Raw genomic sequence first — 26,261 nt, forward strand, 5'->3', positions numbered from 1 at the left:
CCTCCGCACGCACCACCAGCTTCCGCACATCATCCAACGACACCCCCACCGCACGCTCCACCAGCACCCGCTCACCCTCCACGGTCCGCTCCGGCCCTGCCGCCACCCGACACCGGTCCAACACCGCGATGATCAGGCCCGCGGCTGCGACCCCGAGTACTCCGGAGGCCAGCGCGTCACGCACCGCCGGGTATCTCGCCGGTACCGGCGCCCCGACCAGATCCGTGCGTGGTGCGGTCGCCTCCCCCACCGCCACCAGGCGAGCAGCATCACCCGCGGAACCTCCGGTCGTCGCGGCGATCAGCTTCGCGGGATTCCGGAAGCCCTGCTGCTTCGCAAGACTCTCCGCCCCGAGCTCCGGCCGCGACTCGCGAGCGATACCAGCCGCCACGTCGACATACACCGCTCCGAGCCGTCGCTGCAGCACACCGATCGCCGCATTCACCGCGATCAACTGCGCCCGCGACAGGTCGGTCGCATCGTCAGCATCCGCCCAGGCCGCGTCGAGGCGAGCCACCGCCTCATGCACCCCGACCAGCTTCCCCATAGCCCCATTTTACCCCGACCACCACCGAGTCTCGAAGCTATGTTCGAATCGCATTCCGGCATACCGGCATCCTGGCAAACAAGAAGAGAGCACGGAGCGGCGAGGAAACGGGGACCGAAAGCAACGAGCAAAGACAAGGAACGGAAGGCGAGAAGCAGAGCGAAGGGAGTAGAGAAGGAGAAGACCGAGGACGCCACCCTCCGACCGGACTCACCGCGTATCGTCGAACAACCCCAGCACGTCCGGCCCGATCTCGACCTGCGTGAGCACGATCCGGAACGATCCGTCCGGGTCGACCGAGAAGTCGGTTCCGAGCCCGCCGGACCAGCCGTATCGTCCGGCACGCTCGCCTTCGGCCTGCATGGCCACGCCGTATCCCCAGCCGGTGGCGTCCCAGAAACCGGGGTAGAAGCTGTCCGACGCTTTGGCGCTCGCGGGCACCTGATCTGTCCGCATGGCCGCGAGCAACTCCGGCGCCAGCACCACCTGTCCGTCGTGCAGGCCACCAGCGGCCAGCATCCGTGCGAAGGCGGCATAGTCGGCCGCTGTCGACACGAGCTCCGAATGGCTGACGTCGAACGGCGCAGGCGCGACCGAGAAGCCAGAGGCGGCCGGCTCGACCTCGATCAGCCTTCCACCGTCGTGTCGATGGGTGGCAGGCAGCCGATGCGCCTGCTCGACCGGTACGGAGTACCCGGTGTCGACCATGCCCAGTGGCTCGAAGAGTTCGCGTTCCAGGTGCTCCTGCAGCGAGCCGTCCGCCAGCCTGGAGAGCAGGATGCCGAGGATGCCGAAGGAGTGGTGATAGCGCCATCCCGTGCCGGGCTGGAAGGCCAGCGGGAGCGCGGCGAGCGCCTCGAGCCAGTCCTGCGCTCCGAGCGTCACGGGTTCAGGACCCGCCTCGGTCCGGTTGGCGATCATCGCCTCCTGCAGCGGGGACGGTGCGGTCATCACGCCGTATCCCGAGGTGTTCGTGAGCAGATGCCGGACGGTGATCGGCGTCACCGCGGGTTCGACATCGTCGAGGGATGCTCCGGGCGAACGCAGCACTCGACGTGCCGCCAGCTCCGGCAGCCAGGTCTCCACTGCGTCGTCGAGACCGAGGCGTCCGTCCTGCACGAGTCGCAGCGTGGCGACCGCGATGATCGGCTTGGTCATGGACTGGATCCGAACGATCGCATCCGCTGCGAGGTCGCCGGCGGTGACGATCTCGACGTCTCCGTCAGGTTCGCCGGTGACGCCGATGATCCCAGGAGCGGTTCCACGCGAGACGTGGTCGTCGAGGATCTGCTGCAGTGGCTGCGTCATGCCCCTGATTCAACCACCGGATGCCGCCATGCGGCGGCATCCGGTGAGAACCCTCAGCGCTTGCCGGCGATCTGCCGTCCGACGATCTCCCGCATGATCTCGTTCGTGCCGCCGTAGATGCGGTGCACGCGGGCGTCGAGGAAGGCGCGAGCGATCGGGTACTCGGTGATGTAGCCGTAGCCTCCGTGCAGCTGCACGCCGGTGTCGAGCACCTCCCACTCGCGCTCGGTCGCCCAGAACTTCACCTTCGCAGCCTCTTCCGCAGACAGCTTGCCCTGCGAGTAGGCGAGCAGCGCACGGTCGACGTACGCCCAGAGCGCGTCGACGGTCGTGGCCATGTCGGCGATCTTGAAGCGGGTGTTCTGGAAGTCGATGATCCGCTCGCCGAAGGCCTCACGGTCCTTCGTGTACGAGATCGTCCAGGTGAGGGCCGCCTGCGCTGCCGCGGCTCCCGCGACGCCGATCGACAGGCGCTCGAGCGGCAGGTTCATCATGAGCTGCACGAAGCCCTTGCCCTCGACGCCGCCGATGAGGTTCTCCTCCGGCACGAACACGTCGGTGAAGGACAGCTCCGCGGTGTCGTGGCCCTGGAAGCCCATCTTGTGCAGCTTCTTGCCGTGCTCGAAGCCCTCCATGCCGTCTTCGAGCAGCACGAGGCTGAACGCGTCCGGACGGTTGCCCTCGCCGGTCTTGACGAAGGTGACGACGAGGTCGGCGGTCGCGCCGGACGAGATGAACGTCTTCGCACCGTTGACGACATAGCCGCCGTCGACCTTCTTCGCGGTGGTCTTGATGCCACGCAGATCCGACCCGGCGCCCGGCTCGGTCATCGCGAGCGCTCCGATGATCTCGCCGGTGGCCATCCGCGGCAGCCACTTGGCCTTCTGCTCCTGCGTGCCCATGTGCACGAGGTAGGGCACGGCCAGATCGTCCTGGATGCCGAAGGCACCGGCGAGCGAGCCGGCGCCGGCCGCGATGACCTCTTCGTTCACGACCGCGCGGAAGCGGTAGTCCTGCAGCATCCCCGCTCCGCCGAACTCCTCCGGAACGGACAGGCCGATGATCCCGGCCTCTCCCGCAGCACGCATGGTGTCGCGGTCGACCTCGCCGGCGGCATCCCACCGCTCGATCGCCTCACCGGTCACGTAGCGCTTGACGAAGTCCTTGACGAGGTCGCGGAAGGCCTCGTGATCCTCTTCGTAGATGTCGCGTTCCATCGCGTCCTCCTGAACGTCTCGTGCGTCATTGCTCCCGCGATTCTATGTCGATGAGCGCAGCAAAGACAGGGAGTTGTGAGAATGCATCCCACATTCAGTGAGACTGGGTTCCTCGATTGTCGGATGCCACCAGACGGCCCCGATCGTCCGGATCAGGGCGTGTAGTCGGGGGCGGCGGGCAGTCCGAAGAACTCCTCCAGCGTGTGGAATCCGCCGGCCTGATAGGCCGCTGCGAGGTCGACACCGATGTACCGGAGATGCCAGGGCTCCGGCGCGTATCCCGTGACGCCGCTGCCGACGCTCTCGTAACGGACGACGAATCCGTACTCCCACGCGTGCTCCGCGACCCAGGCGCTCTGCCCGGTGGCGCCGAACCCATCGAGCCCACCGCACCGTGCATCGCAGGCGACGACATCGAGCGCGAGCCCGGTCTGGTGTTCGCTGTGGCCCGGTCGCGCCGACCCGGCATCCGCCCCCTGCTGCCCCTGTGAGCGAACATGCGAGTCATAGGTCGTGACCTGCAGACCATAGGAGCGGTAGCCGTTGTTCGCCCCGATCGTGCCCGCACCTGCAGCAGCCGCGTCCGCCGCCATCTGCCCGACAGCCGCACCCACGTCGGCGCGCACTTCATCAGAGCGCGTCGTCGTCTGCAGCGGCACCGCCGCCAGCCCCGTCGGCGCGTAGTCAGCCGGCTCGAGGGGGCGCGCCTTGTTCACGACGACCCAGATCCGCGCCGGATCGCTCAGCGAGACGCAGGGCGCGTTGCCGGCGACGACGGCCGCCCTGAACGGCTCACCACCGCCGAAGCCGGCGATCGCGGCGGCGTCATCCCCGCGCGCGAGCGCGTCCTGCACAGCCGGGTCCGCACACGGGTCGGCCGCGGTCGTCGCATCCACCTGGACCGACGGCACCTGCATCACCGCGACGGGTTCCGGCATCGTGCTCGGGTCGGCCGGGGCGAGCGGCGCTGTCGCGATCGAGAGCAGCATTCCGAGCGCGGTCACCGCGATGCCGATCGGCAGTGCAGGACCGCGCAGCGGTGAGGGCGCGGCCGCATGCTGAGCGTGCGGCAGGGAAGGCATTGACTCATTCTCTCGCGTCCGCGCGGATGACACCACTGCGGCGAGCGCGACGGTAGCCTCGATGCATGCCGCCAGCCCTCGATACCACTGCGCCCTCGAGCAGCATGGGCCGCGGTCTCGACGTGCTCACCGCGCTCGCTGCGCTGATCAGGGACGGGCAGCAGACCACCGTCGGTGAGATCGCCCGGGCGCTGGGGCGCGAACGCTCCCAGGTGTCGCGCACGCTCGCGACCCTGGACCGCTCCGGCCTGGTCGAGCGCCGCTCCGACCGCTCGTTCGGCCTCGCCTGGGGCTGGTACGCCGCGGCGCAGGAGCTGACGGCGCAGCGTCTGCGCACGCACGGACTCGCGGTGCTGGAGCGCCTCTCGTCTGAGCTCGGCGAGGCGGCCTTCCTCAGCGAGCTGCAGGGAGACGCGACGCTCACGACGCTGGAGAGCCTGCCCCCGGCGTCTCGCATGATCGGGTCGTGGATCGGGCGCGCCTACCCGGCGTACTGCAGTGATGCGGGGCGCGCATCGCTGTGGGATGCCTCGGCCGCCGAGGTGCGCGCGGTGTTCGCCTCGACCGAGTTCGCACCACAGGGGCCGAACACCCCGACGTCGGTCGACGACTTCCTCGCCCGTCTCGACGACGACCGTCGACGCGGGTTCTCCATCGTCGATCAGGAGGCGGAACCGGACCTCTACTCGGTCGCGGCACCCGTCTGGGATTTCCGCGGGGAGGTCGTCGGCGCGGTGCAGGTGGTCGGCACCCGCGAGGCGATGCTGGCCCGCACGGCCGAGTGCGGAGCGGCCTGCGCGCGCGCCGCGGCCGACCTGTCCCGTCAGCTCGGCGCACCGGCATCCGTCGCAGGCTGATTCCCTACCCCGCGTCGGCCGCGGCGGTGAGATCGCGGGCGAACTGCGTCAGCAGCGCGCGGGTCTCACGAGTCGCGCCCTTCGGCCGGTGCCGTCCGCGCACTGCGAGCGAGGCGATGACCTCGCCCCCGCTGCGGATCGGGAGCGCGTACTCGTCGATCCCCTCGTCGTACTCCTCCGACGCCGAGATCAGACCGTCGGCGAGATCGCGCTCCTGCATCGCTCGCACCTCATCGGTCGAACGCGCAGCGGTCGGACCGCCGACGCCGATGAACTGCACGTCGTCGAGCAGTTGCTGCAGCTGCGCCGGGGTGTGATCCCACAGCAGCGCGCGCCCAGCACCGGTGCACCAGATCGGCGTCACGAGCCCAGCGCGGATCGAACGGTCGGAACCGTCGGCCGAGCGCTCGTAGCGCAGCAGCACGCCGCGCGCGCCGTCGGCGACCGTGATCAGCGCGTTGACCGCCAGCTGCGAGGCGAGCGCGCGCAGGGCCACCCTGGCTTCGCTGAGCCAGGCGGCGTTGAGCACGGCCGCCGTGCCGAAGAACTCGGGTCCTGCCGAGAACAGCGAGTCGTCGTCACGGCGGAGGAACTGCCGCGAACGCAGCTCCTGCGTGAGCCGCGAGACCCGGCTGCGCTCGATGTCGGTGTGCTCAGCGAGTCGCGAGGCGTTGAGCCCAGGACGGGCACGGCGCTCCTGCTCAACGGCTGCACCCAGCAGACTCAGTCCTTGCACGAGCGACGAAGAAGCCACTGCCACCCCTCCTCGTCTGCCGGTCGAGACCTCGGCCATCCTATCCGGCGACCATGACGGCATCGGATGCCGCGGCAGCCGCCGAGACACCGGATGCGCCGACGGTCCGGCGCGGCAGGAGCCGCCCCCACGCGACATAGAGGTCGGCTGCGATGCTGCCGTGCGCGCGATCGACGTCGGCGGAGGTGATCGCCTGGCCGCCCTGCGCACCGAAGAGCACGACCTCGTCGCCCGGGGCCGCGTCGGCGATGTGCGACACGTCGACCAGGAAGCTGTTCATCGCGATGCGGTCGACGATGCGCGCCCGCTCGCCGCGAACGAGCACCTCGCCGGTGCCGCTGAGGCTGCGGTGGAACCCGTCGGCGTAGCCCAGCGGGATCAGCGCCAGGCGCGCATCCGCATCGAGCCGATGCCAGCGGTCGTACCCCACCGTGCTGCCAGCAGGGTAGGAGTTGATGGCGGCGATGCGCGACACCACCCGCATTGCCGGGCGAAGCGCACCGCCCAGCGCATCCGTGTCGCCGTACACGCCGGCGCCGATGCGGACGAGGTCGAACCAGGACTCCGGCACGTGCAGCGCCGCGAACGTGGTCGCGCAGTGCCGGGAGACCGCCCCCGCCTCGACGCCGTCGAGCACGGCCAGCGACTGCCGGTCGAAGCTCGCGGTGCCGGCAGCGACATCCGCTTCGTCCTCGCACGGGAAGTGCGAGCAGATCCCCACGACGTCGAGCAGCGGATCCGCGAGCACGCCACGCGCGACGCGCACGCCCGGCGGCTGGCTCGCTTCGATCCCGTCGCGGCCGAGCCCGGTGGAGTTGAGCGAGAGATGCGCACGGATCCGGGTGCCCCGAGCCGCTGCCACCGCGCTCACGGTCTCGGCGTGCTCGGCCCCGCCGATCCACTCCTCGATCGCGAAGCGGATGCCGTCGTCGACCTCGTCGCGGCCGGCCGGTCGCACGCGCATCAGCCGTCCGGTGAACCCGCTCGACCGCACCGCGGCGGCATCCTCGTTCGAGGCCACACCGATCATGGTCACCCCCTCCGCGGCGAGGAGGGGGGCCACGATGTCGATCCCGTGCCCGTAGGCGTCGGCCTTCACGACCCCGCAGAACTCGACCGGGTCGCCCAGCGCTGCGCGGATCGTGCGGATGTTGTGGGTGATCGCGTCCGGGTCGATCTCCACCCACCCGCCTGCGGGCACGGGATCCGTCATGCGTCGACGGGTGCGGCTTCGTGGTTCTGGGCCGTGTCGCGCTGGCCCTTGCGTCCGTGCCGCCACCAGAAGTAGAGGTAGCAGAGGCCGACGAAGGGGATCCCGAAGTAGAGCGCAGCGACCTGGTTCGGGTCGAATGCGATCGCGATGATCGAGATCAGCAGCAGCGAGAAGGCGACGATCGGCAGCGCGGGATAGAGCGGCGTGCGGTAGGCGAGGTCGGCCACGCGTCCTCCCTCGCGGACGAACCTGCGGCGATGGAAGAACTGCGAGGCGACGATCGACATCCACACCGCGACGACCGCGAATCCGGCGATCGAGACGAGCACGAGGTAGACGGTTCCGGCGGCGACCACGCTGGTCACCAGGGACACCAGACCGATCAGGATACTGACGCTGAGCGCGACGATCGGCACTCCGCGCTTCGTCAGGCGTGTGAACGCCTTCGGCGCGTGGCCCTCTTCTGCGAGCGAGAACAGCATGCGCGCGCAGGAGAAGAGTCCGCTGTTGCCGGCGGAGAGCAGCGCGGTGATGATGACGAAGTTCATGATGTCGGGGGCGTACGGCACTCCGACGTACTGGAACACGTCGACGAAGGGGCTGCTGGTGACGCTGGCCTGGTCGTAGGGCAGGATCGCGGCGATCACGGCGATCGCACCCACGAAGAGCACGACGAGCCGGAGCACGGTCGAGCGCAGCGCCTTGGGGATGTTCTTGGCCGGATCCTTCGTCTCACCCGCGGCGACACCGATGAGCTCGGAGCCGCTGAAGGCGTAGAAGACGGCGAGCGCGGTGACGATCACGCCGCTGAAGCCGTTCGGGAACAGGCCGCCAGGCGTCTCGAAGTTGCTGAACAGGATGGCGGGCGAGGATTCGGTCGACAGCGGGGTGAAGCCGAAGATGGCCGCACCGCCGAGCACGATCAGCGCGACGATGGCGACGACCTTGACGAGCGAGAACCAGAACTCGGCCTCGCCGAACACGCGGGCGGAGATCGCGTTCAGGAGGAACAGCACCGAGGCGAAGATCAGGCACCACAGCCAGACGGGAACCCCGGGGAACCAGCGCTGCATCAGGATGCCGGCGGCCGTGAACTCCGACCCGAGGGCGACGACCCAGCAGAGCCAGTACAACCAGGCGGTCGTGAAACCGGTCGCTGGTCCGATCGACCGGGCCGCGTAGATGTGGAAGGCGCCGGACACCGGGTACGCGATGGCGAGCTCACCGAGACAGGCCATCACCAGGTAGACCACGAACGCGCCGATCAGGTAGGCGACGATCGCGCCGAGCGGACCGGCCTGCGAGATCGTGTAGCCGGAGCTGAGGAACAGCCCCGATCCGATCACTCCGCCGAGCGCGATCATGATCAGGTGCCTGGCGTCCATCGTCCGCTGGAGGCGCCGGAGCGGCACCTGCGTCGCGGTCGTGTTCGGCAGGACGTTGGGGAGGGACTTCTCCCCGGGAAGAGGCGTCATCGGAACTCTCAATCGGGTTTGATATGTGCATCATATTCACATCTATGTGCCAATGACGCATCACTTGGAGCGGATGCCGGGACACTATCCCGTCGGCGAACCCCTCCACAAGAGCCCGACCGAGGATTCCCCGCCTCCGCAGCCACCGCCGACGATCCGTCCGCGGCACTGACATTCCGCACGGTCGCACTGCCGTTCCGACAGGCGCGCGCTGACACCACCCGAACCGAGGATTGACCCATGTCCGCACGGCGCCCCCGGCGGCAGCCACTGCAACGAAGGAGAACCCCGGTGACTCACCACGACCTCGCCCTCATCGGCTTCGGAGGCGTCAACCGCGCCCTCGCCGAGATCATCCGCGACCGCGGCGAGACGCTCGCCGACGACCTCGGCTTCACCCTGCGCGTGGTCGCGATCACCGACCTGCGCCTCGGCTCGCTCATGCAGAGCGAGGGCATCGACCTGCATGCGGCCCTCGCCATGACCGGCGCCGACACCTTCGCCGGTCTGCCCGGCGGCGACGCCGAGCCGCGCAACCACCACGTCATCCGCAACACCACGGCCGATGTCATCTCCGAGGCGACCTTCACGAACCCGATCGACGGCGAGCCCGCGATCTCGCACGTGCGCGCTGCCCTGGAGAGCGGCAAGAGCGTCACGACCACGAACAAGGGTCCGGTCGCGCTCGCCGGCGCCGCGCTGAACCGCCTCGCCGAAGAGAACGGCGCCAGCTTCGAGTACGAGGGCTCCGTGATGAGCGGCACCCCTGTGCTGCGGCTGGCAGGCGAGACCCTCAAGGGGCTCCGCATCACGCGCATCCAGGGCATCCTGAACGGCACCAGCAACTTCGTGCTCGGCCAGATGGAGGCGGGCAAGTCGCTCGACGATGCAGTCGCCGAGGCGCAGGCGCTCGGCTACGCCGAGGCAGACCCCACGGCCGACATCGAGGGCTCCGACGTGCAGCTCAAGGTCGTCATCCTCGCGAACGAGCTCCTCGACGCCGAGCTGACGACGGCCGACGTGCCGCGCACCGGCATCAGCGGCATCACCGCGACCGACGTGATCGCCGCCGCGGCAGCCGGTGAGCACTGGAAGCTCATCGGCACGGTCGAGCGCGACGAGTCCGGTGCCGTCACGGCATCCGTGCAGCCGCTCTCGCTGAGCGCCGATCACCCGCTCGCCGGCATCTCCGGTGCGACGAACGCCGTCGCCTTCACGACCGATCTGCTCGGCACCGTCACGATCTCGGGGCCCGGCGCCGGTCGCATCGAGACCGCATACGCGCTGCTCTCCGACATCATCGCGATCGACGCGCACCAGCAGTCCTTCGCCGGAGCGCTGCGATGAGCGTGGTGACGATCGACGCCCCGGTCACCGAGACACCGATGCTCGAGGTCCTCGACCCGTACAGCGGCGAGGTCATCGCCCACCTGGCCCAGCACACGGTCGACGACGTCGAGTCCATCATGGCGCGCGCTCGACTCGGATCCTCGCTCTCACGGGGGCTGACCCGGTTCGAACGGCACGGCATCCTGGATCGCGCCGCGCGGATCCTCGAAGGACGGGCAGAGGAGGCGGCGACGCTCATCGTGCGCGAAGCCGGGAAGACCATCACGCAGGCCCGCAAGGAGGTGCGTCGCGCGGTCACCACGATCTCGCTGTCAGCCGAGACTGCGCGCGCCTTCGACGGCGAGGTCATCCCCTTCGACGCCTACGAGGGCGGGGCGAACCGCCGCGGCTGGTTCACCAGGGAGCCGCTCGGCGTGATCCTCGCGATCACGCCGTACAACGATGCGCTCAACCTGGTGGCCCACAAGCTCGGGCCCGCGATCGCCGGCGGGAACGCCGTGATCCTCAAGCCGTCGCAGTTCACCCCGCTGACCGCACGGCTCCTGGTCGAGGTGCTGCTCGAGGCCGGGCTCCCCGACGAGATCATCACGACGGTGCACGGCGACCGCCACGTAGCGCAGGCGCTCGTCGCCGTGCGCGACATCCGCATGGTGTCGTTCACCGGAGGGTTCGCGACCGGTGAGGCGATCGCCCGCACCGCCGGGCTCAAGAAGCTCGCGATGGAACTCGGCGGCAACGCCCCCGTGCTCGTGTTCGCGGATGCCAACATCCCCGCTGCGGTCGAGGCCTGCGTATCCGGGGCGTTCTGGGCCGCCGGACAGAACTGCGTCGGCGCGCAGCGCATCCTGATCGAGCGCTCCGTCTACGACGAGTTCCGCGACCGGTTCGCCGCGCGCACCTCGACGCTGCGTGCGGGAGATCCGACCGATGCGGCGACCGATGTGGGTCCGATGATCTCTGAGGCGGCGGCGATCCGCGCCGAGCGCGTGGTCGACGACGCCGTGCGCTCCGGCGCGCGCGTTCTCGCGGGGCACCGCAGGGAGGGCTCGGTCTACTGGCCGACCGCCGTCGAGAACGTGTCGCTGACCTGCGAGCTCTGGGGCGAGGAGGCGTTCGCGCCGGTCGTGGTCCTGACGCCGTTCGACACCGAGGCCGAAGCGGTCGCTGAGGCGAACAGCATCGACTACGCCCTGCATGCGGGGGCCTTCACCTCGGACCTGACCCGTGCCCTGCGGGTCGCCGAGGCGCTCGACGCCGGCGGCGTGATGATCAACGACTCCTCCGACTACCGCATCGACAGCATGCCGTTCGGCGGTTCCAAGTACGGGAGCATGGGCCGCGAAGGCGTCCGCTTCGCGTACGAGGAGATGACGCAGCCGAAGGTCACCTGCATCACCACCTGAGATCTCCTCGGGGAGGGGCCGGGGGTCCAGGGGGATACCCCGCCCCTTCCTGAGGTTCAGACGGGGTCGATCACCCGCGGTCGATCACCCGGGTCAGCGAGAGGGCCGTCACGGTGTTCGCGACGCCCGGTATGGCGGCAAGGAGCTCCCAGATCTCGCCGATGCGATCCATCGAATCTGCCTCGAGCGTCACCAGCAGGTCGAAATCCCCCGACAGCACGTCGCATCTGCGCACCTCGGGGATCTGCGAGATCTCGGCGATCACGCCGCCGCCGCGCATCCGATCACTGCGGTAGACGAGCACGACTGCCGAGACCGGCGATGCGCCTGCGCGCCCCGGCGTGACGGTGTAGCCGGCGATCACGCCCTGCCGCTCCATCCGATCCATCCGCTGTTTCACCGCGTTGCGCGACAGATGCACCTGCGCCGCCAGCGTCACCAGCGGCACACGAGCGTCCTCTGTGAGCGCAGCGAGGATGCTGCGGTCGATCTGATCGAGGTGGAGCCGCTCCATCGGGGCCTCCTGGCCATGTCATCAAGCGTGCAGGATTAGCAATTGCGTGTGTCTATTATGCACTCTAAGCTGGGAATCGGCACCCCTCGACGGGTGCAGGAACGAAGGAGTCATCATGAGCGCTCGACCTGACCGCAAAGACCTGCTCACACTGTCGGACCTCAGCCTCGCCGTGCACGCCGGCAATCAGCTCGACTCGACCATGGCACTGCGCACGCCGCTCGTGATGGCCAACTCCTACCAGCTGCCCGACGACCCGAGCGAGATCAGCTGGTCGGCGACCGCTCCAGGGCTCTACACGCGCAACACCGGGGTGAACCAGGCGGCGCTCGAGCAGAAGCTCGCAGCGCTCGACGGCGCGGAAGACGCCGTGGCCCTCGCCTCGGGAGTCGCCGCCCTGCACGCCGTGTTCTTCACCCACGTCAGGGCTGGCGACCACGTCGTCGTGAGCGATGTCGTCTACGAGGCGACCTGGCGCCTGTGGACCGAGCTGCTCCCCCGCCGCTACGGACTCGAAGCCACCTTCGTCGACATCAGCGACCTCGACGCCGTCCGCGCAGCGATGCGCCCCGAGACCCGCTTGGTCTGCATCGAAGCCATCGCGAACCCCACCACCAAGGTCGCCGACGTCGCGGCGATCGCCGAGATCGCGCACGACGCCGGCGCCATCCTCATGGTGGACTCCACCTTCTCGCCGCCGCCGTTCTACCGTCCGATCCAGCACGGCGCCGATCTGGTCGTGCACTCGCTCACCAAGTACCTGAACGGGCACGGCGACGCGATGGGCGGCTCGGTCTCGGGACGGCACGACCTGATCGAGCCCATCAAGGCGGATGCCATGGTCGACGTCGGCGGCATCATCTCGCCGTTCAACGCCTGGCAGATCCAGCGCGGAACCGTGACGCTCCCCCTGCGTCTGCGTCAGCACTTCTCGTCGGCGGAGCGCATCGCGCACATGCTCGCGGACGACCCGCGCGTCGAGTACATCGCCTACCCCGGCCTCGACTCGCACCCCGATCACGCGCTCGCCGTGCGGCAGTTCGGCGGTCGCGGTTTCGGCGGCATGATGGCCTTCGCCGTCAAGGGATCACCCGATGTGCAGAACCGGTTCGTCGCGAACCTGCGGCTGATCACCTCCGGCTTCTCGCTCGGGCACGACGATTCGCTGATCGTGCACACCGGTACCGAGGGCGGCCGGGTGGCGACCTACCCGGAGCCGTTCCAGACCTTCGGTCACCTGCGGCTCTCGGTCGGGCTCGAGGATGCCGACGACCTGCTGGCCGACCTGAGCGCGGCGCTGGACGCGACCTTCGACTGAGCGCCCTCGAATCGTAGAGAGATTCGATTTCGGTTGACAAAGCTTCGTCGTTTTGTTCGAATAGCTGGATGCGGTGGCAAGGGCAGAAAGTCGGAGACGTGGATGCCGCTGCGCTGCCCGGCATGGAGGATCGCACCAGCGTCCTGCGCACGGTGACGACGCCCGAGTTCGCCGGCATGACCTTCCACGAGGTGTTGTCGAAGTCGGCGCTCAACCACGTACCCGGCGCCTCGCGCATGCCCTTCGCCTGGACGATCAACCCGTACCGCGGCTGCAGTCATGCCTGCACCTACTGCTTCGCCCGCGGCACGCACGAATACCTCGACCTCGACGGAGGGGCCGACTTCGACTCGCAGATCGTCGTGAAGGTCAACGTCGTCGAGGTGCTCGAGAAAGAGCTGCGCCGCGGCAGCTGGGAGCACGAGACCGTCGCCCTCGGTACCAACACCGACCCGTACCAGCGGGCCGAAGGACGCTACAAGCTCATGCCCGGCATCATCGAGACGCTCGCGGCATCCGGTACCCCGCTGTCGATCCTCACCAAGGGCACGCTCATCCGTCGCGACATCCCGCTGCTCGCGAAGGCAGCCGAGCGTGTGCCGGTCGACGTGCAGATGTCGATCGCGATGTACGACGACGAGCTGCAGAAGGCCATCGAGCCCGGCGCACCGACCACGCAAGCGCGACTCGATACCGTGCGGGCACTGGCGGATGCCGGATTCCGGGTGACCGTATTCCTGATGCCGATCATGCCGCACATGACTGACTCGGTCGCCGCGATCGACGAGGCACTCGCCCGCATCAAGGCGGCAGGCGCGCGGACCGTCATCTACGGTGCGCTGCACCTGCGAGCCGGCGTGAAGCCATGGTTCTTCCAGTGGCTCGGTGAGGCGCGCCCCGACCTTGTCTCGTCGTACCGCGGCCTCTATCCCGGCGCCGCCGCCGAAGCACCCAAGGGCTACCGGCAGTGGCTCGCGAAGCGCGCACGCCCGCTGATCCGCTCGCACGGCCTCGACGCCCGGCACGAAGACGATTACCCGCAGCGCGTCCGCCCGGTGCGCTTCACACCGGGCGCGGCATCCGATCCGGCGGCGCAGCCGATGCTCTTCTGATCCGGCGGAGCGCTGCGCGATAGGTTGAGCGCATGTTCCGCGGATACGTCGCCCTCCTCTTCCTCGGTGGCCTCGCTGCCACGATCGTCGGCACGATCCTGCCCGAGGGCGGGGGCATGACGGTGGCGATCGTGGGCGCGGCAGCACTCGGGGCTTCGCTCGTGCTGATCGGCATGGTGTTCCTCCGGGATCACGAGCGCACGACAGCGCGCGCCGACATCGACGGTTGACGATCCGACGGAGCGCTGCGGCCGCGTAGGCTCGACAGTTATGGCTACCGGCTCCACGATGCACACGTTCGACGTCCAATTGGCCGACACGGACAGGGGCGTCTACGAGGACTTCTCGCTGCGCGTGGCGCGGCATCCGTCCGAGACGGACGCATACATGCTCACCCGGATGCTCGCCTACGGGCTCGAGTACACGGAGGGCATCGCGTTCGGTGAGGGCATCTCGTCGACCGCGGAGCCCGCGGTGATCGTGCGCGACCTCACCGGCGCGATCATGGCCTGGATCGAGATCGGAGCCCCCGACGCCGAACGCCTGCACTACGGGAGCCGACTCGCCGAGCGCACGGTCGTCTACACGCACCGCGATCCCGCGAAGGTCATGGCGCCGTGGGCCGGGAAGAAGATCCACAAGTCCGAGGCGATCCGCGTCTACAGCTTCGACCCCGGCTTCATCGAGTCAGCGGTGCCGCAGCTCGAGCGCCGAAACACGATGACGCTCACCGTGACCGAGCAGGTGGTCTACCTCGACCTGAACGGCACGTCGCTGACGACGGCGATCCACGAGCACGAGATCGCCTGACCCCGCCGCCCGGTGCGGAGGAGTTCCCCGCCTCGGGAGGAGCTTTCGGCGCTGCGCGTCAGCCCCATGCGGAGATCTCCTCCCGACGCGCCTGGCTCCGCCCCCCCACGGCTCCGCGACGCCTGGCGAGAAGCCAAAACACGCCGCGCGGACAGCGGTCCGCGCGGCGTGTTTTGACCCCTCACCGAAGAGGGCGGGAGGGGGTGAGCGAGATCAGCTCGTGAGGTCGGCCGCCGTCGGCACGCGACCGGCGATCTCCTCGATGATGTCGTCGTCGAGGCGCGCGTTCTCGAACGGAGCGTCGATCTCGGCGCGCTCGAGCATCTCGGTCATGCGACGCTGGCGCTGACGCGTGATCAGCGTGACGACACGGCCCGAACGACCGGCGCGGCCGGTCCGACCGGAGCGGTGCAGGTACGTCTTGTACTCGTCGGGAGCGTCGGCCTGCACGACCAGGTCGATGTCATCGACGTGGATGCCTCGGGCGGCGACGTCCGTCGCGACGAGCACGTTCACGCGACCAGAGGTGAGACGCTCCAGGTTGCGCGTGCGCTTCGCCTGGTTCAGGTCACCGTGGAGCGAGACCGCGGGGATGCCGGCGTCATCGAACTGCTCGGCGAGCATGTCGGCATACGCACGGGTGCGGGCGAACACGAGCGTCTTGCCCGCGCGGTCGACCAGCGACGTGAGGATGTCGGCCTTGTCGCGGTGCTCGATCACGAGCACGCGGTGCTCGATCGTGCTGGAACCCTGGTCTTCACCGGCGACCTCGAAGACGGCCGGGTCGATCAGGAACTCGTCGACGAGGGCTGCGACCTCGCGGTCGAGCGTCGCCGAGAACAGCAGCTTCTGGCTGCCGTCTGCGGTGTGACGCAGGATGCGCTGCACCGGCTCGACGAATCCGAGCTCGCACATGTGGTCGGCCTCGTCGAGCACTGCGATCTGGCAGTCCGACAGGTCGAGCTTGCCCTGGTTGATCAGGTCCTCGACGCGGCCGGGGGTGCCGATCACGATGTCGACGCCCTTCTTGAGCGCACCGACCTGGCGACCCTGCGGCACACCACCGTAGATCTGCGTGGTGAAGAGGCCGACGCTGCGGGCGATCGGCTGGATGGTGCGGTCGATCTGCAGTGCGAGTTCACGCGTCGGCGCGAGGATGATCGCACGCGGCGAACGGCCGAACTCACGGCGCTTGCCGGCCTGCGACTGCAGCACGCGCTCGACGAGCGGGGCGCCGAACGCGATGGTCTTGCCAGAGCCGGTGCGGCCGCGGGCGAGGACGTCGCGGCCCTCGAGCACTGCGGGGATGCTGGCGGCCTGGATGGCGAACGGCGATGCCGCGCCGAGTCCGGCCAGCGTCTCGACGATGTTCGAACCGAGACCGAGGTCGCCGAAGGTCACACCGTCGACCTCGACAGCGGCGACGGACTTCGCCTCGAGGCGGTCATGAACGACGTCTTCGCCCGGTGCGAACTTCGCGCCGGTCGACGCGGGGCGGCTGGTGGCGTTCCAGTCGTTGCGGCTCGGACGCTCGTTGTACGACGGACGCCCACGGGTGTCCGAGGTCAGCGGACGCGGACGCTCGGTGCGGTATGCGCCACCGGTCGAGGGGCGACGCTCATCGCGGCCACCCTCGAACGAACGCTGCGTGCGGTCGCGGTCGAACGCACGACGTGCGCGGTCGGCGTCATAGGAGCGCTCGCCACCGCGGCTCGGTGCGCCAGCGCCTGCGCCGCGGGACTGGGTGCCTGCAGCACGGTCGTTGAACCGGGGGCGCTCGTTGAAGCGGGGGCGCTCTTCGCGGCCAGGACGACCGCCGTCACGGTGGTCGTTGTCGCGGAAGCCCTGGCGCTGCGTGCCCGCACCCCGGTCGTCACGGCGCGGACGCTCGTCACGCTGGCCGCCGCGCTCGTCGCGGTAGGTGCCGGGGCCGGTCGGGCGCTGGCCGCCACGGTCGTCGCGGCGCGGGCGGTCGTCACGATCGAACCGCGGACGCTCTGCGCCACGGTCGAAGGAACGTGCCGGCCGGTCGTTGAAGCGGGGGCGCTCGGTGCGCTCGTCGCCGCGGTGGTGCGGAGCATCGCGGCGTCCGGACTCCGCGCGGTTGCGGATGCCTCGAGCCTCGTCGCGGCCGGCGCGCTCCTGCGCGCTCCACCGCTGCTTGGGTGCGCCGGACTCGGCCTCGGCCGGGCGGTATCCGCGGTGGCTCGCGCTGCGGCTGCCGGGACGACGGTCGTAGCCGCCGGCTGCGGGAGCGGAGCGGCGGTCACCGGCATCCGCGCGTCCGCCGCGCTCGTCGCGGGCGCCGTCACGCGACGGGGCGCCGTGGTGACGGTCGTGGAAGGAGGTCTTGTTCGCGCCGTATCGCGGCTCGAAATTGCGGGCGGGGCGGCCGCCCTGGGGCTTCTTGCTCTTCGGCATGGGAGTATCTGCTTTCGTTTCTCGCACGAGAACAGCACTGCGCGCACACGCGCGCACCATGAGCAACGCTCAGGGGGCCGGTTGGGAGGAGCCGGGGGCCATTCATGTGATGGTTCATGTGCGTCGATGGACGCTCACCATCGGCCCCTGGACTCACACTTCACACACATAAAACGTCCGCGCCTTGCGCGGGTGTCCGAAGCCGACCGCACAAGTGTAGCCGACGCACCTGAGAGAGCGCCCAGCCCCCTACGCTGATGGAGTGATCTCCGTCTCCCCCACCGGCACCCAGATCGTCCTGCAGCTCGGCGACGTCACCGCGCAGATCGCCCAGGTGGGCGCCTCGCTCCGCTCCCTCCGCATCGGAGGTGTCGACCTCGTCCCGCCGTATCCGGCGGATGCGCCGACCCCCTCGTGCTCCGGTGTCGTGCTCACGCCCTGGCCGAACCGGGTGCGCGACGGCGCATGGGACGATGCCGGCACCACCCGCCAGCTCGCGATCACGGAGCCGAAGTTCCACAACGCCAGCCACGGGCTGCTGCGCTTCACCGCGTACGAGATCGCCCAGACCGAGACGGCTGCCGTGCTCCGCGCGACGATCGTGCCGCAGACCGGCTACCCGTACCTCGTCGAGACGTCCGTCACCTACAGCCTGACCGCCGACGGCATCCAGGTCACGCACACGCTGACCAACCGCTCTGCCGAGCCGGCGCCGGTCGCTCTCGGCACGCACCCCTTCGTCACGATCGGCGATGTCGATCCGCACGAGCTGGTGCTGCAGGTGTCGGCCAAGACCGCCATCGAGACGGACGATCGGATGCTGCCGACCGGCACCCGCCCCGCAGACGCCGCACTGCGCGACGGCGTGCGCCTCGGCGACGTCGAGCTCGACACCGGGTTCACCGACCTCACGCGCGACGCCGACGGGCTCGTGCGGCACACGCTGACCGCGCCGGACGGACGCCGCGTGACGCTCTGGCAGGGCGAGGGCTTCGACTTCGTGCAGGTGTACACCACGCCGAAGTATCCGGGTCAGTCGCTCGCGGTCGCGATCGAGCCGATGACGGCGCCGGCCGATGCGTTGAACAGCGGCATCGGCATCCGTCGCCTCGCAGCCGACGAGACCTGGACGCTGCACTGGGGCATCACGTTCGGCTGAGCCCCGCTCGCGGACACCGGCCGACGCGGTTCACGATTCAGCAAGAACGGACGAGCCGGGGCCCGGATCTCTCGATCCCGGCCCCGGCTGCATGGATTTGCTGAATTGCGAACAGCGACCGGCGGTTACTCGCCGCGCTCGCGCAGCTCACGACGCGTGAGCGCGTGGGCGTCGGAGGCGCTCGAGTCAGCGGATGCCGCGGCAGCGACGCTCGAGTCAGAGGATGCCGCGGCATCCGCCCCGACGAGCACCGGCGTCCGACCGTCGGCATCCAGGCCCTTGCGAGCCCGGCGACGTTCCTTCGCACCCTCGACCAGGTTGTAGAGCGTCGGCAGCACGATCAGCGTGAGCACGGTCGAGGAGATCAGTCCACCGATCACCACGATCGCGAGCGGCTGCGAGATGAAGCCGCCGTGCCCGGTGATGCCGAGCGCCATCGGGGTGAGCGCGAAGATGGTCGCGAGCGCCGTCATCAGGATCGGACGCAGACGCTTCTCGCCACCGGCCCGCACCGCATCGGCGGTCGACAGCCCCTTCTCCCGATACTGGTTGACGAGGTCGATCAGCACGATCGCGTTCGTCACCACGATGCCGATGAGCATCAGCACACCGATCAGCGAGGCGACGCCGAGCGGCACACCCGTGACGATCTGCAGCAGGATCGCACCCGTCGCGGCGAACGGCACCGAGATGAGCAGCAGCAGCGGCTGACGCAGCGACTTGAACGTCGCGACCATCACCACGTACACGATCAGGATCGCGGCGAGCATCGCGAGACCGAGCTGCGAGAACGAGTCGGCCTGCTGCGAGGCGACACCGCCGACCTCGGCCGATGCACCGTCGGGCAGGTCGACCGCGGCGAGCGCCGTGTTGACCGATGCCGTCGCGGTGGCGAGGTTGTCGGATGCCGGGGGCACCGTGATCGTCGAGGTGCGGCGGCCCTGCTCGGTGGTGATCGAGGTGGGTCCGTTGCGCTGCTCGACGGTGGCGATGTCCTGCAGCTGCACCACACCGAGCGGCGTCGGGATCGTGAGCTGCTTGAGCGCGTCGACCGTGGTCGGCGGCTCGGGTGCGACGAGGTACACGGTCAGCGCGGTGTCGTCGATCTCGACGGAGCCGAGCTGCTGCGGACGCATCGTGTTCGAGACGATGGATCCGACCGCGACCTCGGAGAGCCCGCGCTGCGCTGCGGCCTCGCGGTCGACCACGACGGCGATGTACGGCAGCGATGCTGCGAGGTTGTCGGTCACCTGGCCGACGCCGTCACGGCCGTCGAGCTCGTCGACGACGGCGGTCGTCGCGGTCTGCAGGTCGTCGGCGTTCGGCGCCGAGACCGAGATCTCGATGTCGCTCGATCCGAAGCTGGCGGATGCGGCGACGGAGACGTCGCCCACTTCGTCGCCGAGTCCGTCGATGGCCTTCTGCACGTCTGCGCGCAGCTTCTCCTGGTCGGCGTCACCGTCGGTCAGCACCGAGTAGGTGATGCCGGCGCCACCCGAGAACGCGTCGCGCAGCGCGGAGCCGCTCGACCCGATCGAGGCCTGCACGTGCGTGATGCCGTCGATGTCGAGCAGGGCGTCTTCGACGCTGACCGCGGCATCCGACTTGGTCTGCAGGCTCGCGGTCGGGCCGAGGTCCTGCGTGACGGTCATGGTGTTCTGGCCGGAGTCGCCGAGGAAGTTGACCTTCATCAGCGGCGCAGCCGCGAGCGTCCCGCCGAGCACGACGATCGCGATGATCACGGTGACGGCCGAGTGCTTCAGCGTCCAGCCGAGGATCGGACGGTAGGCCCGCTGGAGCTTGGTCGGCGGAGCATCCTCGTGCTCCGGGTCGATCGCGACGCCGTTCTCGTCGAGCAGCGGCTTGCCGGGGCGGAGGAACCAGTACGCGAGCACCGGCACGATCGTCAGCGAGACGAGCAGCGAGGCGACCATCGCGATCGCCACGGTCACGGCGAACGGCCGGAACAGCTCGCCGACCATGTCGCCGACGAACACGATCGGGAGGAACACGGCCACGGTGGTGATCGTGGATGCCGTGACGGCCATCGCGACCTCGCGCACGGCGAGCCTGATCGCATCGCCCTTGTCGGCATCGCCGACGTAGTGCCGTTTGATGTTCTCGATCACGACGATGGAGTCGTCGACCACGCGGCCGATCGCGATCGTGAGCGCACCGAGGGTGAGGATGTTGAGCGAGTACCCGAAGGCCTGCAGCCCGATGAAGGTGATGAGCACGGAGGTCGGGATCGAGATCGCCGTCACCAGGGTCGAGCGGATCGAGAGCAGGAACACCAGGATCACGATCACCGCGAAGACGAGGCCGAGCAGGCCCTCGGTGGCGAGGCTCTCGATGGACTGCTGGATGAACGGCGCCTGGTCGAAGATGATCGTGAACTCGGCGTCGGGGAACGCCTTGCCGATCTCGTCGAGCGCGGCGATCACACCCTGCGACACCTCGACCGTGTTCGCGGCCGGCAGCTTCGTGATCGAGATCGAGAGCGCGTCCTTGCCGTCGACACGAGAGATGGAGCTGATCGGATCGGACTCCTGGACCACGGTCGCCACATCGCCGATGGTCACCGTCGTGCCGACGAGCGGGAGGGCGGCGATCTCCTCGACCGACGCGAGCTTCCCGCCGGTCTGCACGGTGAGCGTCTGGCCGTCAGCGGTGATGTCGCCACCGGGGAAGAGCGTGCCGTTCTGCTGCAGCGCCGAGCTGATCTCCTGCGTGCTGGCGCCCTCGGCCGCGAGCTTCGCGACGTCGGGTGTGATGCTGATGCGCTGTCCGACGCCACCGATGATCTGGGCTGCGTTGACGCCGTCGACGTCTTCGAGGTCGGGGATGGCGACGCTCTGCAGCTCCGCCTGCGCGTTGTCGGCATCCTCGAATCCGGTGACGGCGACCTGGATCACCGGGAAGTCGTCGATCGAGACCGCGAGCACCTGCGGACTGACGTCCTCGGGGAGCTGGCCCGAGATGCGGTTCAGCGCCTGCTGGATCTTCTGCTCGGCCGTCGCGAGGTTCGTGCCGTACGCGAAGGTGGCCTGCACGATCGAGGCGTTCGTCGTGCTGGTCGCGGTCGTGCCCTCGAGCCCGGGCACGCCCTGGATCGCCGACTCGACCGGGGTCGACACGTCGTTCTCCACGACCTCGGGCGATGCGCCGGGGTACGTGGTCATGACCATGAGGTTGGGGAGCTCGAGCGAGGGGATGAGCTCCTGCTTGAGGTTGGTCAGTGCCAGGCCGCCGAAGACCGCGGCGACGATGGTGATGAGGGCGATGAGCGCCCGGTTCTTCAGGCTCAGGACTGCGAGATTCGACACAGCGGATTCCTCGGTTCAGGGTGCGGAGGACGCGACGATGCGACCGGGGTTGGTATCAGTCTCGGGCATGCCGAGGATTCTGGTGAGGACGGTTTCGATGAACGGGCGATCAAGGGTCACGTCGCGGATCTGCGCGCTCCACATCACGCCGTCGATGAAGATCATGGCGGCGGTCGCGCGGTCGACGCCGTAGCTCGGCTCCAGCATCGCGACGAGCTGTTCGGAGAGGTGGCGAGCGAGTTCCCGCAGCCGCGGATCGTGCACGGCGGCGGTGACGACGGCACGGTCGGCCTGCACGGTCCTGGCGTCGTCGAGTCCGTCGGCGATGAGTCCTGCGAGCACGGCCGGGCTGGCGCCGCGTTCGGCGACGATGCGGCGGATGCCGTCGAGACGGGCGTCGACCTCGTCGGCGAGCACGCCGAACGCTGCGGTGCGCAAGTCGTCGAGCGTGTCGTAGTACTGCGTGGTCGAGCCGAGCGGCACGCAGGCGCGGGAGGCGACGAGGCGGTGGGTGAGCGCATCCGCGCCGACCTCGACGATCAGCTCGGCTGCGGCGGCGGCGATCTCTCGGCGGCGCGCCTCGGGGTCACGTCGGCGACGCGTCGCTTCCGCCATGACCACCTCCGAGACATCTGTACATGTACATTTGTACATTTTCTCGGTGGGAGGATGCTGAGAGCAGACGGGCTCGCGCTGTCGGTCAGCCGAGCGCGCTGCCCAGCGCGAGTCCGAGGCCCGCGGCGAGGAGGCTCGACGCGAGCATCCCGATCGCATTGAACACCGCCGATCCGCCTTCACCGTCGCGCCAGAGTGCGACCGTGTCGAGCATCGCCGTGCTGAACGTCGTGTACCCGCCGAGGAGCCCCGCACCGAGCACGAACGCCTGCTCGGGGAGGGCGGCGGTCACGAGACCGAGCGCGAAGGAGCCGGTGAGGTTCACCAGGAAGATGCCCCAGGGGAAGCGGCGTCCTGCGAGACGGGCAACCCCGCGATCAGCGAGATACCGCAGCACGGCGCCCACGCCTCCGGCGAGAGCTGCGGCGAGGAACAGCAGCGGACTCACGCGGCACCTCCTGCGCTGCGCGGTCGGCCGAGCCGGAGCCCGAGCGCGGCGGCGCCGAGGCCGAGCACGAGCGAACCGAGCGCATACGCCGCGGCGACGACCGGGGCATCCGCCCACAGGGCGAGCGTGCCCGTCATGAACGAGCTGTAGGTGGTGAAGCCACCCAGCATGCCGGTGCCGAGCAGCAGTCGAACCTCGGCGGCCGCTGCGTCGCCGAGCCTGCCGAAGGGACGCGCCGCCAGGACTCCGATCAGGAACGCCCCGACGATGTTCGCGAGCAGCACCGCGATCGGGAAGCCGCCGTGCTCTGGCAGCAGCAGTCCGAGGGCGAGCCTGCCCGCGGTGCCGATCGTGCCGCCGAGCGCGACGAGCAGGATGCGGCGGAGGTTCACGATCGCCACTGTAGTCGCCAGTGACAGCCTGGCCCCCGAATGTCAAGGCGCTGGGTGCGTGGCGCTCGCGGGCGTTCACTGACCACATGCTGCCCCTCTGGAAGACAGACACGACCATGCCTCCCGGCTCGCCCTTCGAGGCGGACGCGCACCACGACGTCGTCATCGTCGGCGCCGGCATCACGGGACTGACGACCGCCGTCATGCTCTCCCGCGCCGGTCTCGACGTCGCTGTGATCGAGTCCGGCGCGGTCGCAGAGCTCGCGACCGGCGGGAACACCGGCAAGCTCTCGCTGCTGCAGGGCAAGCGCCTCGCCGAGATCCGGCGGCACCATCCCGCCGAGCTCGTGCGCGCCTACGTCGACGCGAATCGGGACGGCATGGACTGGCTGCTCGCCTTCGCCGACACCGCCGGCATCTCGTACACCCGCCGCACGGATCACTCGTACGCCCAGGGGCGCAGCGGCGTCGACACCGTACGCGCCCAGCACGAGGCGGCGCGCGAAGCGGGGCTGTCGACCCGGATGCTGGGCGCCACCGAACTCTCGAGCCTGCCGTTCCCGGTCGCCGGCGCCGTCGCGCTCGACGATCAGGTCATGATCGACCCGGCGCTCGTCGCCCGCGCGCTGGCAGCAGAGCTGCTCGCCTCTGGAGGGACGCTGCACACCGGCATCCGCGTCACCGGCGCGCATGCGCTGCCATCCGCGCACGTCGACACGGATGCCGGTCCCATGTCCGCCGACCACATCGTGCTGGCGACCGGCGCCCCGATCCTCGACCGGGGCCTGTACTTCGCGAAGATACGGGGCCTGCGGTCGTACTGCGTCTCGTTCCGCGTGCCCGGCGAGGTGCTCGACACGACCTTCCTCTCCGTCGACGACCCGACCAGGTCGATCCGTCCGGTGTCGGCCGCCGACGGCCCCGTCGGCACGGCGCAGCTCATCGTCGGCGGCAACGGGCATCCGGTCGGCAGGTCGGACTCGGAGGCCGCCGCGATCGACGATCTCGTCGCCTGGACGCGCCGGCACTTCCCGGATGCCGAGGAGACGAACCGCTGGTCCGCGCAGGACTACGAGTCGCACAACCTCATCCCCTTCGTCGGCGCCCTGCCCCGTGGTCTCGGCAGGATCCGGTTCGCGACCGGTTACGCCAAGTGGGGTCTCTCGAACGCTCCGGCTGCGGCACGACGCCTGACCGACGAGATCCTCGGAACGAGCTACCGCGATCGACCGAAGTGGATGCTGCGGATCGCCACCCGCCTCACCGTGCCCGCCGACATCGGGCGCGGCGCGACCGAGGGCATCAAGGTCGGCAGAGCCGCTGCATCCGGATGGGCGGATGCCGAGTCGCGCAGCGTTCCGGTCGCGCAGCCGGCCGAGGGCGAAGGCGTGGTCGCGAACCGCGCCGGCCTGCCGGTCGGTGTCTCGACGGTCGACGGCGTCACACGCGCGGTGAGCGCTGTCTGCCCGCACCTCGGCGGCGTGCTGGCCTGGAACGACGCGGAGTGCACGTGGGACTGCCCGCTGCACGCCTCGCGCTTCGAGCCGGACGGCACCCGGATCGAGGGTCCGGCACTCACCGACCTTCCTGAGCTGCCGCGGACCGGACGCCGCTGAACTCAGGCGCCCGGCGGCGGCGCATCCCACCCCTGCTGCGGCGTCTCGCAGCTCTCGCGGAACACGTACTGCGAGGCGAGCCGTCGCTGACTGCTCGACCAGTCGATCGCCGGTCGACGCTGCTCCGGCGGCAGATAGCCCAGCCGATAGACGGCCATCAGCTCGAGCTCGTCAGGCACGCGCAGGAGGCGCACGATCTCGTCCCAGCGGCCGGGCACCTCCATCGGGAAGGAGATGAACTGGATGCCCATGCCGAGCTCGACCGTGGTCAGCCAGATGTTCTCCATCGCGGCGCCCATGCTGAACACCGAGTAGAACGACGACAGCTGCCCCGGCCGGTACTCGCTGCGGTCGAGCATCACGCCGAGCAGCAGCGGTGAACCGGCGACGAGCTTGCGGTTCTCGGCGCCGAGCGTCTTCGGGACGCCGAACGTGTTCATGAGCGTCTGCCCCCGCTTCGTGAACACCTGGCTCGTGAACGGGCGGAGTGCCGCCGGGAGCTTGTCGAACAGCATCCCGTTCCGCTTCTCATCCATCTCCGCCTGGCTGAACCGGAAGTACGGCTTGTAGCGCTCGAAGAACGTGCCGTTCGACATCGCCTCGGTCATGCTCTCGCCCGAGATGCTCGCGATCTGGTCGATCGTCTCGCGGTTCTCGATCACGACGAAGCGCCACGGCTGGCTGTTCAGCTGCGAGGGCGCTCGTCCGGCAGCCTCGAGCAGCACCCGCTGGTGCTCCTCCGACACGGGGTCGGGCAGGAAGGGGCCGTTCGTGGTCTTGCGGCGGCGGATGGCGTCGAGCAGTTCCATGTGATCACTTCCGGTCGGAGGGACGCCGCGACCACACGAGGCCGGCGACGATGAACGGGGCTGCGGCGAGCGCGACCAGCGGATGCCGCGCGGTATGAGTGCCGAGGTACGGGATCGCTGCGAGCGGGGCTGCAGCGGGCAGCAGCGCGACGGCAGCGCGTCGACTCGCGGCTCGAGGGCGAGCCCAGAGGCCGGCGCTGACGGCCGCGGCAGTCGTCGCGCAGGTCGCGATGTAAAGGGCGTGGTGGACCCAGCGGAAGTCGCGGGTGTCGATCGCCTTGGTCGCCACCGCGATGCCGAGTGCTGCGTTCGCCCCGTACGCGATGGTGGCGGCAGCGAACAGCGGCGCTGCGTTCGTCCGCCGGGATCGCTGCCTCATGCCCTGACCCTACGCCCGACCTCCGGCTGCCGAGCGACCCCCTTGCGTGCGAGCGGCCCCGTTGGGTACGGCCCACACGGGGGTGGTTCGCGCACAACGGGGCCGCTCGGCAGGGTGGGGTCGGGCGTAGGGTCAG

Annotated in this window: 23 protein-coding genes and 1 pseudogene; 9 read left to right on the forward strand and 15 right to left on the reverse strand. The window is 69.4% G+C overall.

What is annotated here, in order from left to right:
* The 4 genes and pseudogenes from RS83_RS00630 to RS83_RS00645 form a co-directional block, all read right to left on the reverse strand.
* A pseudogene (locus tag RS83_RS00630) lies at nucleotides 1–547 on the reverse strand (DUF222 domain-containing protein); the annotation flags it as partial.
* A 210-nt stretch (nucleotides 548–757) separates the two neighbouring features.
* Complete coding sequence (locus tag RS83_RS00635) at nucleotides 758–1,855, reverse strand: serine hydrolase domain-containing protein (protein ID WP_045277569.1); 1,098 nt, start codon at nucleotides 1,853–1,855, stop codon at nucleotides 758–760.
* A 53-nt stretch (nucleotides 1,856–1,908) separates the two neighbouring features.
* Nucleotides 1,909–3,072, reverse strand: coding sequence for an acyl-CoA dehydrogenase family protein (locus tag RS83_RS00640; protein ID WP_045277570.1), 1,164 nt, complete (start codon nucleotides 3,070–3,072; stop codon nucleotides 1,909–1,911).
* Nucleotides 3,073–3,224: 152 nt separating this feature from the next.
* Nucleotides 3,225–4,154, reverse strand: coding sequence for a M15 family metallopeptidase (locus RS83_RS00645; RefSeq protein ID WP_045277571.1), 930 nt, complete (start codon nucleotides 4,152–4,154; stop codon nucleotides 3,225–3,227).
* A 65-nt stretch (nucleotides 4,155–4,219) separates the two neighbouring features.
* Between RS83_RS00645 and RS83_RS00650 the strand changes: the two genes are divergently transcribed.
* Complete coding sequence (locus RS83_RS00650; RefSeq protein WP_045277572.1) at nucleotides 4,220–5,011, forward strand: IclR family transcriptional regulator; 792 nt, start codon at nucleotides 4,220–4,222, stop codon at nucleotides 5,009–5,011.
* 4 nt (nucleotides 5,012–5,015) lie between these two features.
* On the opposite strand, the gene RS83_RS00655 is transcribed toward RS83_RS00650, so the two are convergent.
* Genes RS83_RS00655 through RS83_RS00665 form a run of 3 tightly spaced genes read right to left on the reverse strand, consistent with a single transcriptional unit; the run spans nucleotide 5,016 to nucleotide 8,453 of the window.
* Entirely contained in the window at nucleotides 5,016–5,765 is a 750-nt protein-coding gene (locus tag RS83_RS00655) for an IclR family transcriptional regulator domain-containing protein (protein ID WP_197072029.1), read from the reverse strand.
* Between the two features lie 40 nt (nucleotides 5,766–5,805).
* Nucleotides 5,806–6,978, reverse strand: coding sequence for an alanine racemase (gene alr, locus RS83_RS00660; protein WP_052678714.1), 1,173 nt, complete (start codon nucleotides 6,976–6,978; stop codon nucleotides 5,806–5,808).
* Entirely contained in the window at nucleotides 6,975–8,453 is a 1,479-nt protein-coding gene (locus RS83_RS00665) for an amino acid permease (protein WP_082071456.1), read from the reverse strand. Before RS83_RS00665 ends, alr begins: the two co-directional genes overlap by 4 nt.
* A gap of 291 nt (nucleotides 8,454–8,744) precedes the next feature.
* Between RS83_RS00665 and RS83_RS00670 the strand changes: the two genes are divergently transcribed.
* Together RS83_RS00670 and RS83_RS00675 are read left to right on the forward strand one after the other, a co-directional pair.
* Nucleotides 8,745–9,800 (forward strand): homoserine dehydrogenase, encoded by a 1,056-nt coding sequence (locus RS83_RS00670; RefSeq protein WP_045277574.1) that lies wholly within the window; start codon nucleotides 8,745–8,747, stop codon nucleotides 9,798–9,800.
* A complete protein-coding gene (locus RS83_RS00675) occupies nucleotides 9,797–11,206 on the forward strand; it encodes an aldehyde dehydrogenase family protein (RefSeq protein WP_045277575.1) in 1,410 nt (469 codons plus the stop codon). Before RS83_RS00670 ends, RS83_RS00675 begins: the two co-directional genes overlap by 4 nt.
* Nucleotides 11,207–11,276: 70 nt before the next feature.
* Here the strand turns inward: RS83_RS00675 and RS83_RS00680 are convergent, their stop codons facing one another.
* A complete protein-coding gene (locus RS83_RS00680; protein WP_045277576.1) occupies nucleotides 11,277–11,720 on the reverse strand; it encodes an Lrp/AsnC family transcriptional regulator in 444 nt (147 codons plus the stop codon).
* A 115-nt stretch (nucleotides 11,721–11,835) separates the two neighbouring features.
* Between RS83_RS00680 and RS83_RS00685 the strand changes: the two genes are divergently transcribed.
* The 4 genes from RS83_RS00685 (at nucleotide 11,836) to RS83_RS00700 (ending at nucleotide 14,960) form a co-directional block, all read left to right on the forward strand.
* A complete protein-coding gene (locus RS83_RS00685; protein WP_045277577.1) occupies nucleotides 11,836–13,038 on the forward strand; it encodes a trans-sulfuration enzyme family protein in 1,203 nt (400 codons plus the stop codon).
* A 68-nt stretch (nucleotides 13,039–13,106) separates the two neighbouring features.
* Entirely contained in the window at nucleotides 13,107–14,150 is a 1,044-nt protein-coding gene (locus tag RS83_RS00690; protein WP_045277578.1) for an Rv2578c family radical SAM protein, read from the forward strand.
* A 32-nt stretch (nucleotides 14,151–14,182) separates the two neighbouring features.
* The gene (locus RS83_RS00695; RefSeq protein WP_045277579.1) at nucleotides 14,183–14,380 is read left to right on the forward strand and encodes a hypothetical protein; all 198 of its coding nucleotides are present in this window, start codon (nucleotides 14,183–14,185) and stop codon (nucleotides 14,378–14,380) included.
* A gap of 40 nt (nucleotides 14,381–14,420) precedes the next feature.
* On the forward strand, nucleotides 14,421–14,960 hold the full coding sequence (locus RS83_RS00700) for a YaeQ family protein (RefSeq protein WP_045277580.1): 540 nt from the start codon (nucleotides 14,421–14,423) through the stop codon (nucleotides 14,958–14,960).
* Nucleotides 14,961–15,173: 213 nt separating this feature from the next.
* Here RS83_RS00700 and RS83_RS00705 read toward each other — a convergent pair whose 3' ends face one another.
* Entirely contained in the window at nucleotides 15,174–17,381 is a 2,208-nt protein-coding gene (locus RS83_RS00705; protein WP_045277581.1) for a DEAD/DEAH box helicase, read from the reverse strand.
* Nucleotides 17,382–17,643: 262 nt separating this feature from the next.
* Between RS83_RS00705 and RS83_RS00710 the strand changes: the two genes are divergently transcribed.
* A complete protein-coding gene (locus RS83_RS00710; protein ID WP_197072030.1) occupies nucleotides 17,644–18,540 on the forward strand; it encodes an aldose 1-epimerase family protein in 897 nt (298 codons plus the stop codon).
* 125 nt (nucleotides 18,541–18,665) lie between these two features.
* Here RS83_RS00710 and RS83_RS00715 read toward each other — a convergent pair whose 3' ends face one another.
* The 4 genes from RS83_RS00715 to RS83_RS00730 form a co-directional block, all read right to left on the reverse strand.
* On the reverse strand, nucleotides 18,666–21,866 hold the full coding sequence (locus RS83_RS00715) for an efflux RND transporter permease subunit (RefSeq protein ID WP_045277582.1): 3,201 nt from the start codon (nucleotides 21,864–21,866) through the stop codon (nucleotides 18,666–18,668).
* A 15-nt stretch (nucleotides 21,867–21,881) separates the two neighbouring features.
* A complete protein-coding gene (locus tag RS83_RS00720; protein ID WP_045277583.1) occupies nucleotides 21,882–22,481 on the reverse strand; it encodes a TetR/AcrR family transcriptional regulator in 600 nt (199 codons plus the stop codon).
* Between the two features lie 85 nt (nucleotides 22,482–22,566).
* Nucleotides 22,567–22,929 carry a fluoride efflux transporter FluC gene (locus tag RS83_RS00725; protein ID WP_045277584.1) on the reverse strand — a complete coding sequence of 121 codons (363 nt, stop codon included), beginning with the start codon at nucleotides 22,927–22,929 and terminating at the stop codon, nucleotides 22,567–22,569.
* A complete protein-coding gene (locus RS83_RS00730) occupies nucleotides 22,926–23,321 on the reverse strand; it encodes a fluoride efflux transporter FluC (RefSeq protein ID WP_045277590.1) in 396 nt (131 codons plus the stop codon). Before RS83_RS00730 ends, RS83_RS00725 begins: the two co-directional genes overlap by 4 nt.
* 86 nt (nucleotides 23,322–23,407) lie before the next feature.
* On the opposite strand from RS83_RS00730, the gene RS83_RS00735 reads away from it, so the two are divergent.
* Nucleotides 23,408–24,937, forward strand: coding sequence for an FAD-dependent oxidoreductase (locus RS83_RS00735; RefSeq protein WP_045277591.1), 1,530 nt, complete (start codon nucleotides 23,408–23,410; stop codon nucleotides 24,935–24,937).
* A 2-nt stretch (nucleotides 24,938–24,939) separates the two neighbouring features.
* Here the strand turns inward: RS83_RS00735 and RS83_RS00740 are convergent, their stop codons facing one another.
* Together RS83_RS00740 and RS83_RS00745 are read right to left on the reverse strand one after the other, a co-directional pair.
* Complete coding sequence (locus tag RS83_RS00740; RefSeq protein ID WP_045277585.1) at nucleotides 24,940–25,746, reverse strand: nitroreductase family protein; 807 nt, start codon at nucleotides 25,744–25,746, stop codon at nucleotides 24,940–24,942.
* A 4-nt stretch (nucleotides 25,747–25,750) separates the two neighbouring features.
* Nucleotides 25,751–26,125, reverse strand: a complete 375-nt coding sequence (locus tag RS83_RS00745; protein WP_045277586.1) for a hypothetical protein — start codon at nucleotides 26,123–26,125, stop codon at nucleotides 25,751–25,753.
* Nucleotides 26,126–26,261: the final 136 nt, after the last annotated feature.

The organism is Microbacterium oxydans (genome assembly GCF_000956525.1).
Taxonomy (GTDB): domain Bacteria; phylum Actinomycetota; class Actinomycetes; order Actinomycetales; family Microbacteriaceae; genus Microbacterium; species Microbacterium oxydans_A.

Coding starts and splice junctions, on each gene's coding strand:
- RS83_RS00690 (WP_045277578.1), top strand. CDS start 13,107: ATGCGGTGGCAAGGGCAGAAAGTCGGAGACGTGGATGCCGCTGCGCTG.
- RS83_RS00635 (WP_045277569.1), bottom strand. CDS start 1,855: ATGACGCAGCCACTGCAGCAGATCCTCGACGACCACGTCTCGCGTGGA.
- RS83_RS00720 (WP_045277583.1), bottom strand. CDS start 22,481: ATGGCGGAAGCGACGCGTCGCCGACGTGACCCCGAGGCGCGCCGCCGA.
- RS83_RS00665 (WP_082071456.1), bottom strand. CDS start 8,453: ATGACGCCTCTTCCCGGGGAGAAGTCCCTCCCCAACGTCCTGCCGAAC.
- RS83_RS00745 (WP_045277586.1), bottom strand. CDS start 26,125: ATGAGGCAGCGATCCCGGCGGACGAACGCAGCGCCGCTGTTCGCTGCC.
- RS83_RS00645 (WP_045277571.1), bottom strand. CDS start 4,154: ATGCCTTCCCTGCCGCACGCTCAGCATGCGGCCGCGCCCTCACCGCTG.
- RS83_RS00680 (WP_045277576.1), bottom strand. CDS start 11,720: ATGGAGCGGCTCCACCTCGATCAGATCGACCGCAGCATCCTCGCTGCG.
- RS83_RS00685 (WP_045277577.1), top strand. CDS start 11,836: ATGAGCGCTCGACCTGACCGCAAAGACCTGCTCACACTGTCGGACCTC.
- RS83_RS00695 (WP_045277579.1), top strand. CDS start 14,183: ATGTTCCGCGGATACGTCGCCCTCCTCTTCCTCGGTGGCCTCGCTGCC.
- RS83_RS00735 (WP_045277591.1), top strand. CDS start 23,408: ATGCTGCCCCTCTGGAAGACAGACACGACCATGCCTCCCGGCTCGCCC.
- RS83_RS00640 (WP_045277570.1), bottom strand. CDS start 3,072: ATGGAACGCGACATCTACGAAGAGGATCACGAGGCCTTCCGCGACCTC.
- RS83_RS00675 (WP_045277575.1), top strand. CDS start 9,797: ATGAGCGTGGTGACGATCGACGCCCCGGTCACCGAGACACCGATGCTC.
- RS83_RS00705 (WP_045277581.1), bottom strand. CDS start 17,381: ATGCCGAAGAGCAAGAAGCCCCAGGGCGGCCGCCCCGCCCGCAATTTC.
- alr (WP_052678714.1), bottom strand. CDS start 6,978: ATGACGGATCCCGTGCCCGCAGGCGGGTGGGTGGAGATCGACCCGGAC.
- RS83_RS00740 (WP_045277585.1), bottom strand. CDS start 25,746: ATGGAACTGCTCGACGCCATCCGCCGCCGCAAGACCACGAACGGCCCC.
- RS83_RS00650 (WP_045277572.1), top strand. CDS start 4,220: ATGCCGCCAGCCCTCGATACCACTGCGCCCTCGAGCAGCATGGGCCGC.
- RS83_RS00700 (WP_045277580.1), top strand. CDS start 14,421: ATGGCTACCGGCTCCACGATGCACACGTTCGACGTCCAATTGGCCGAC.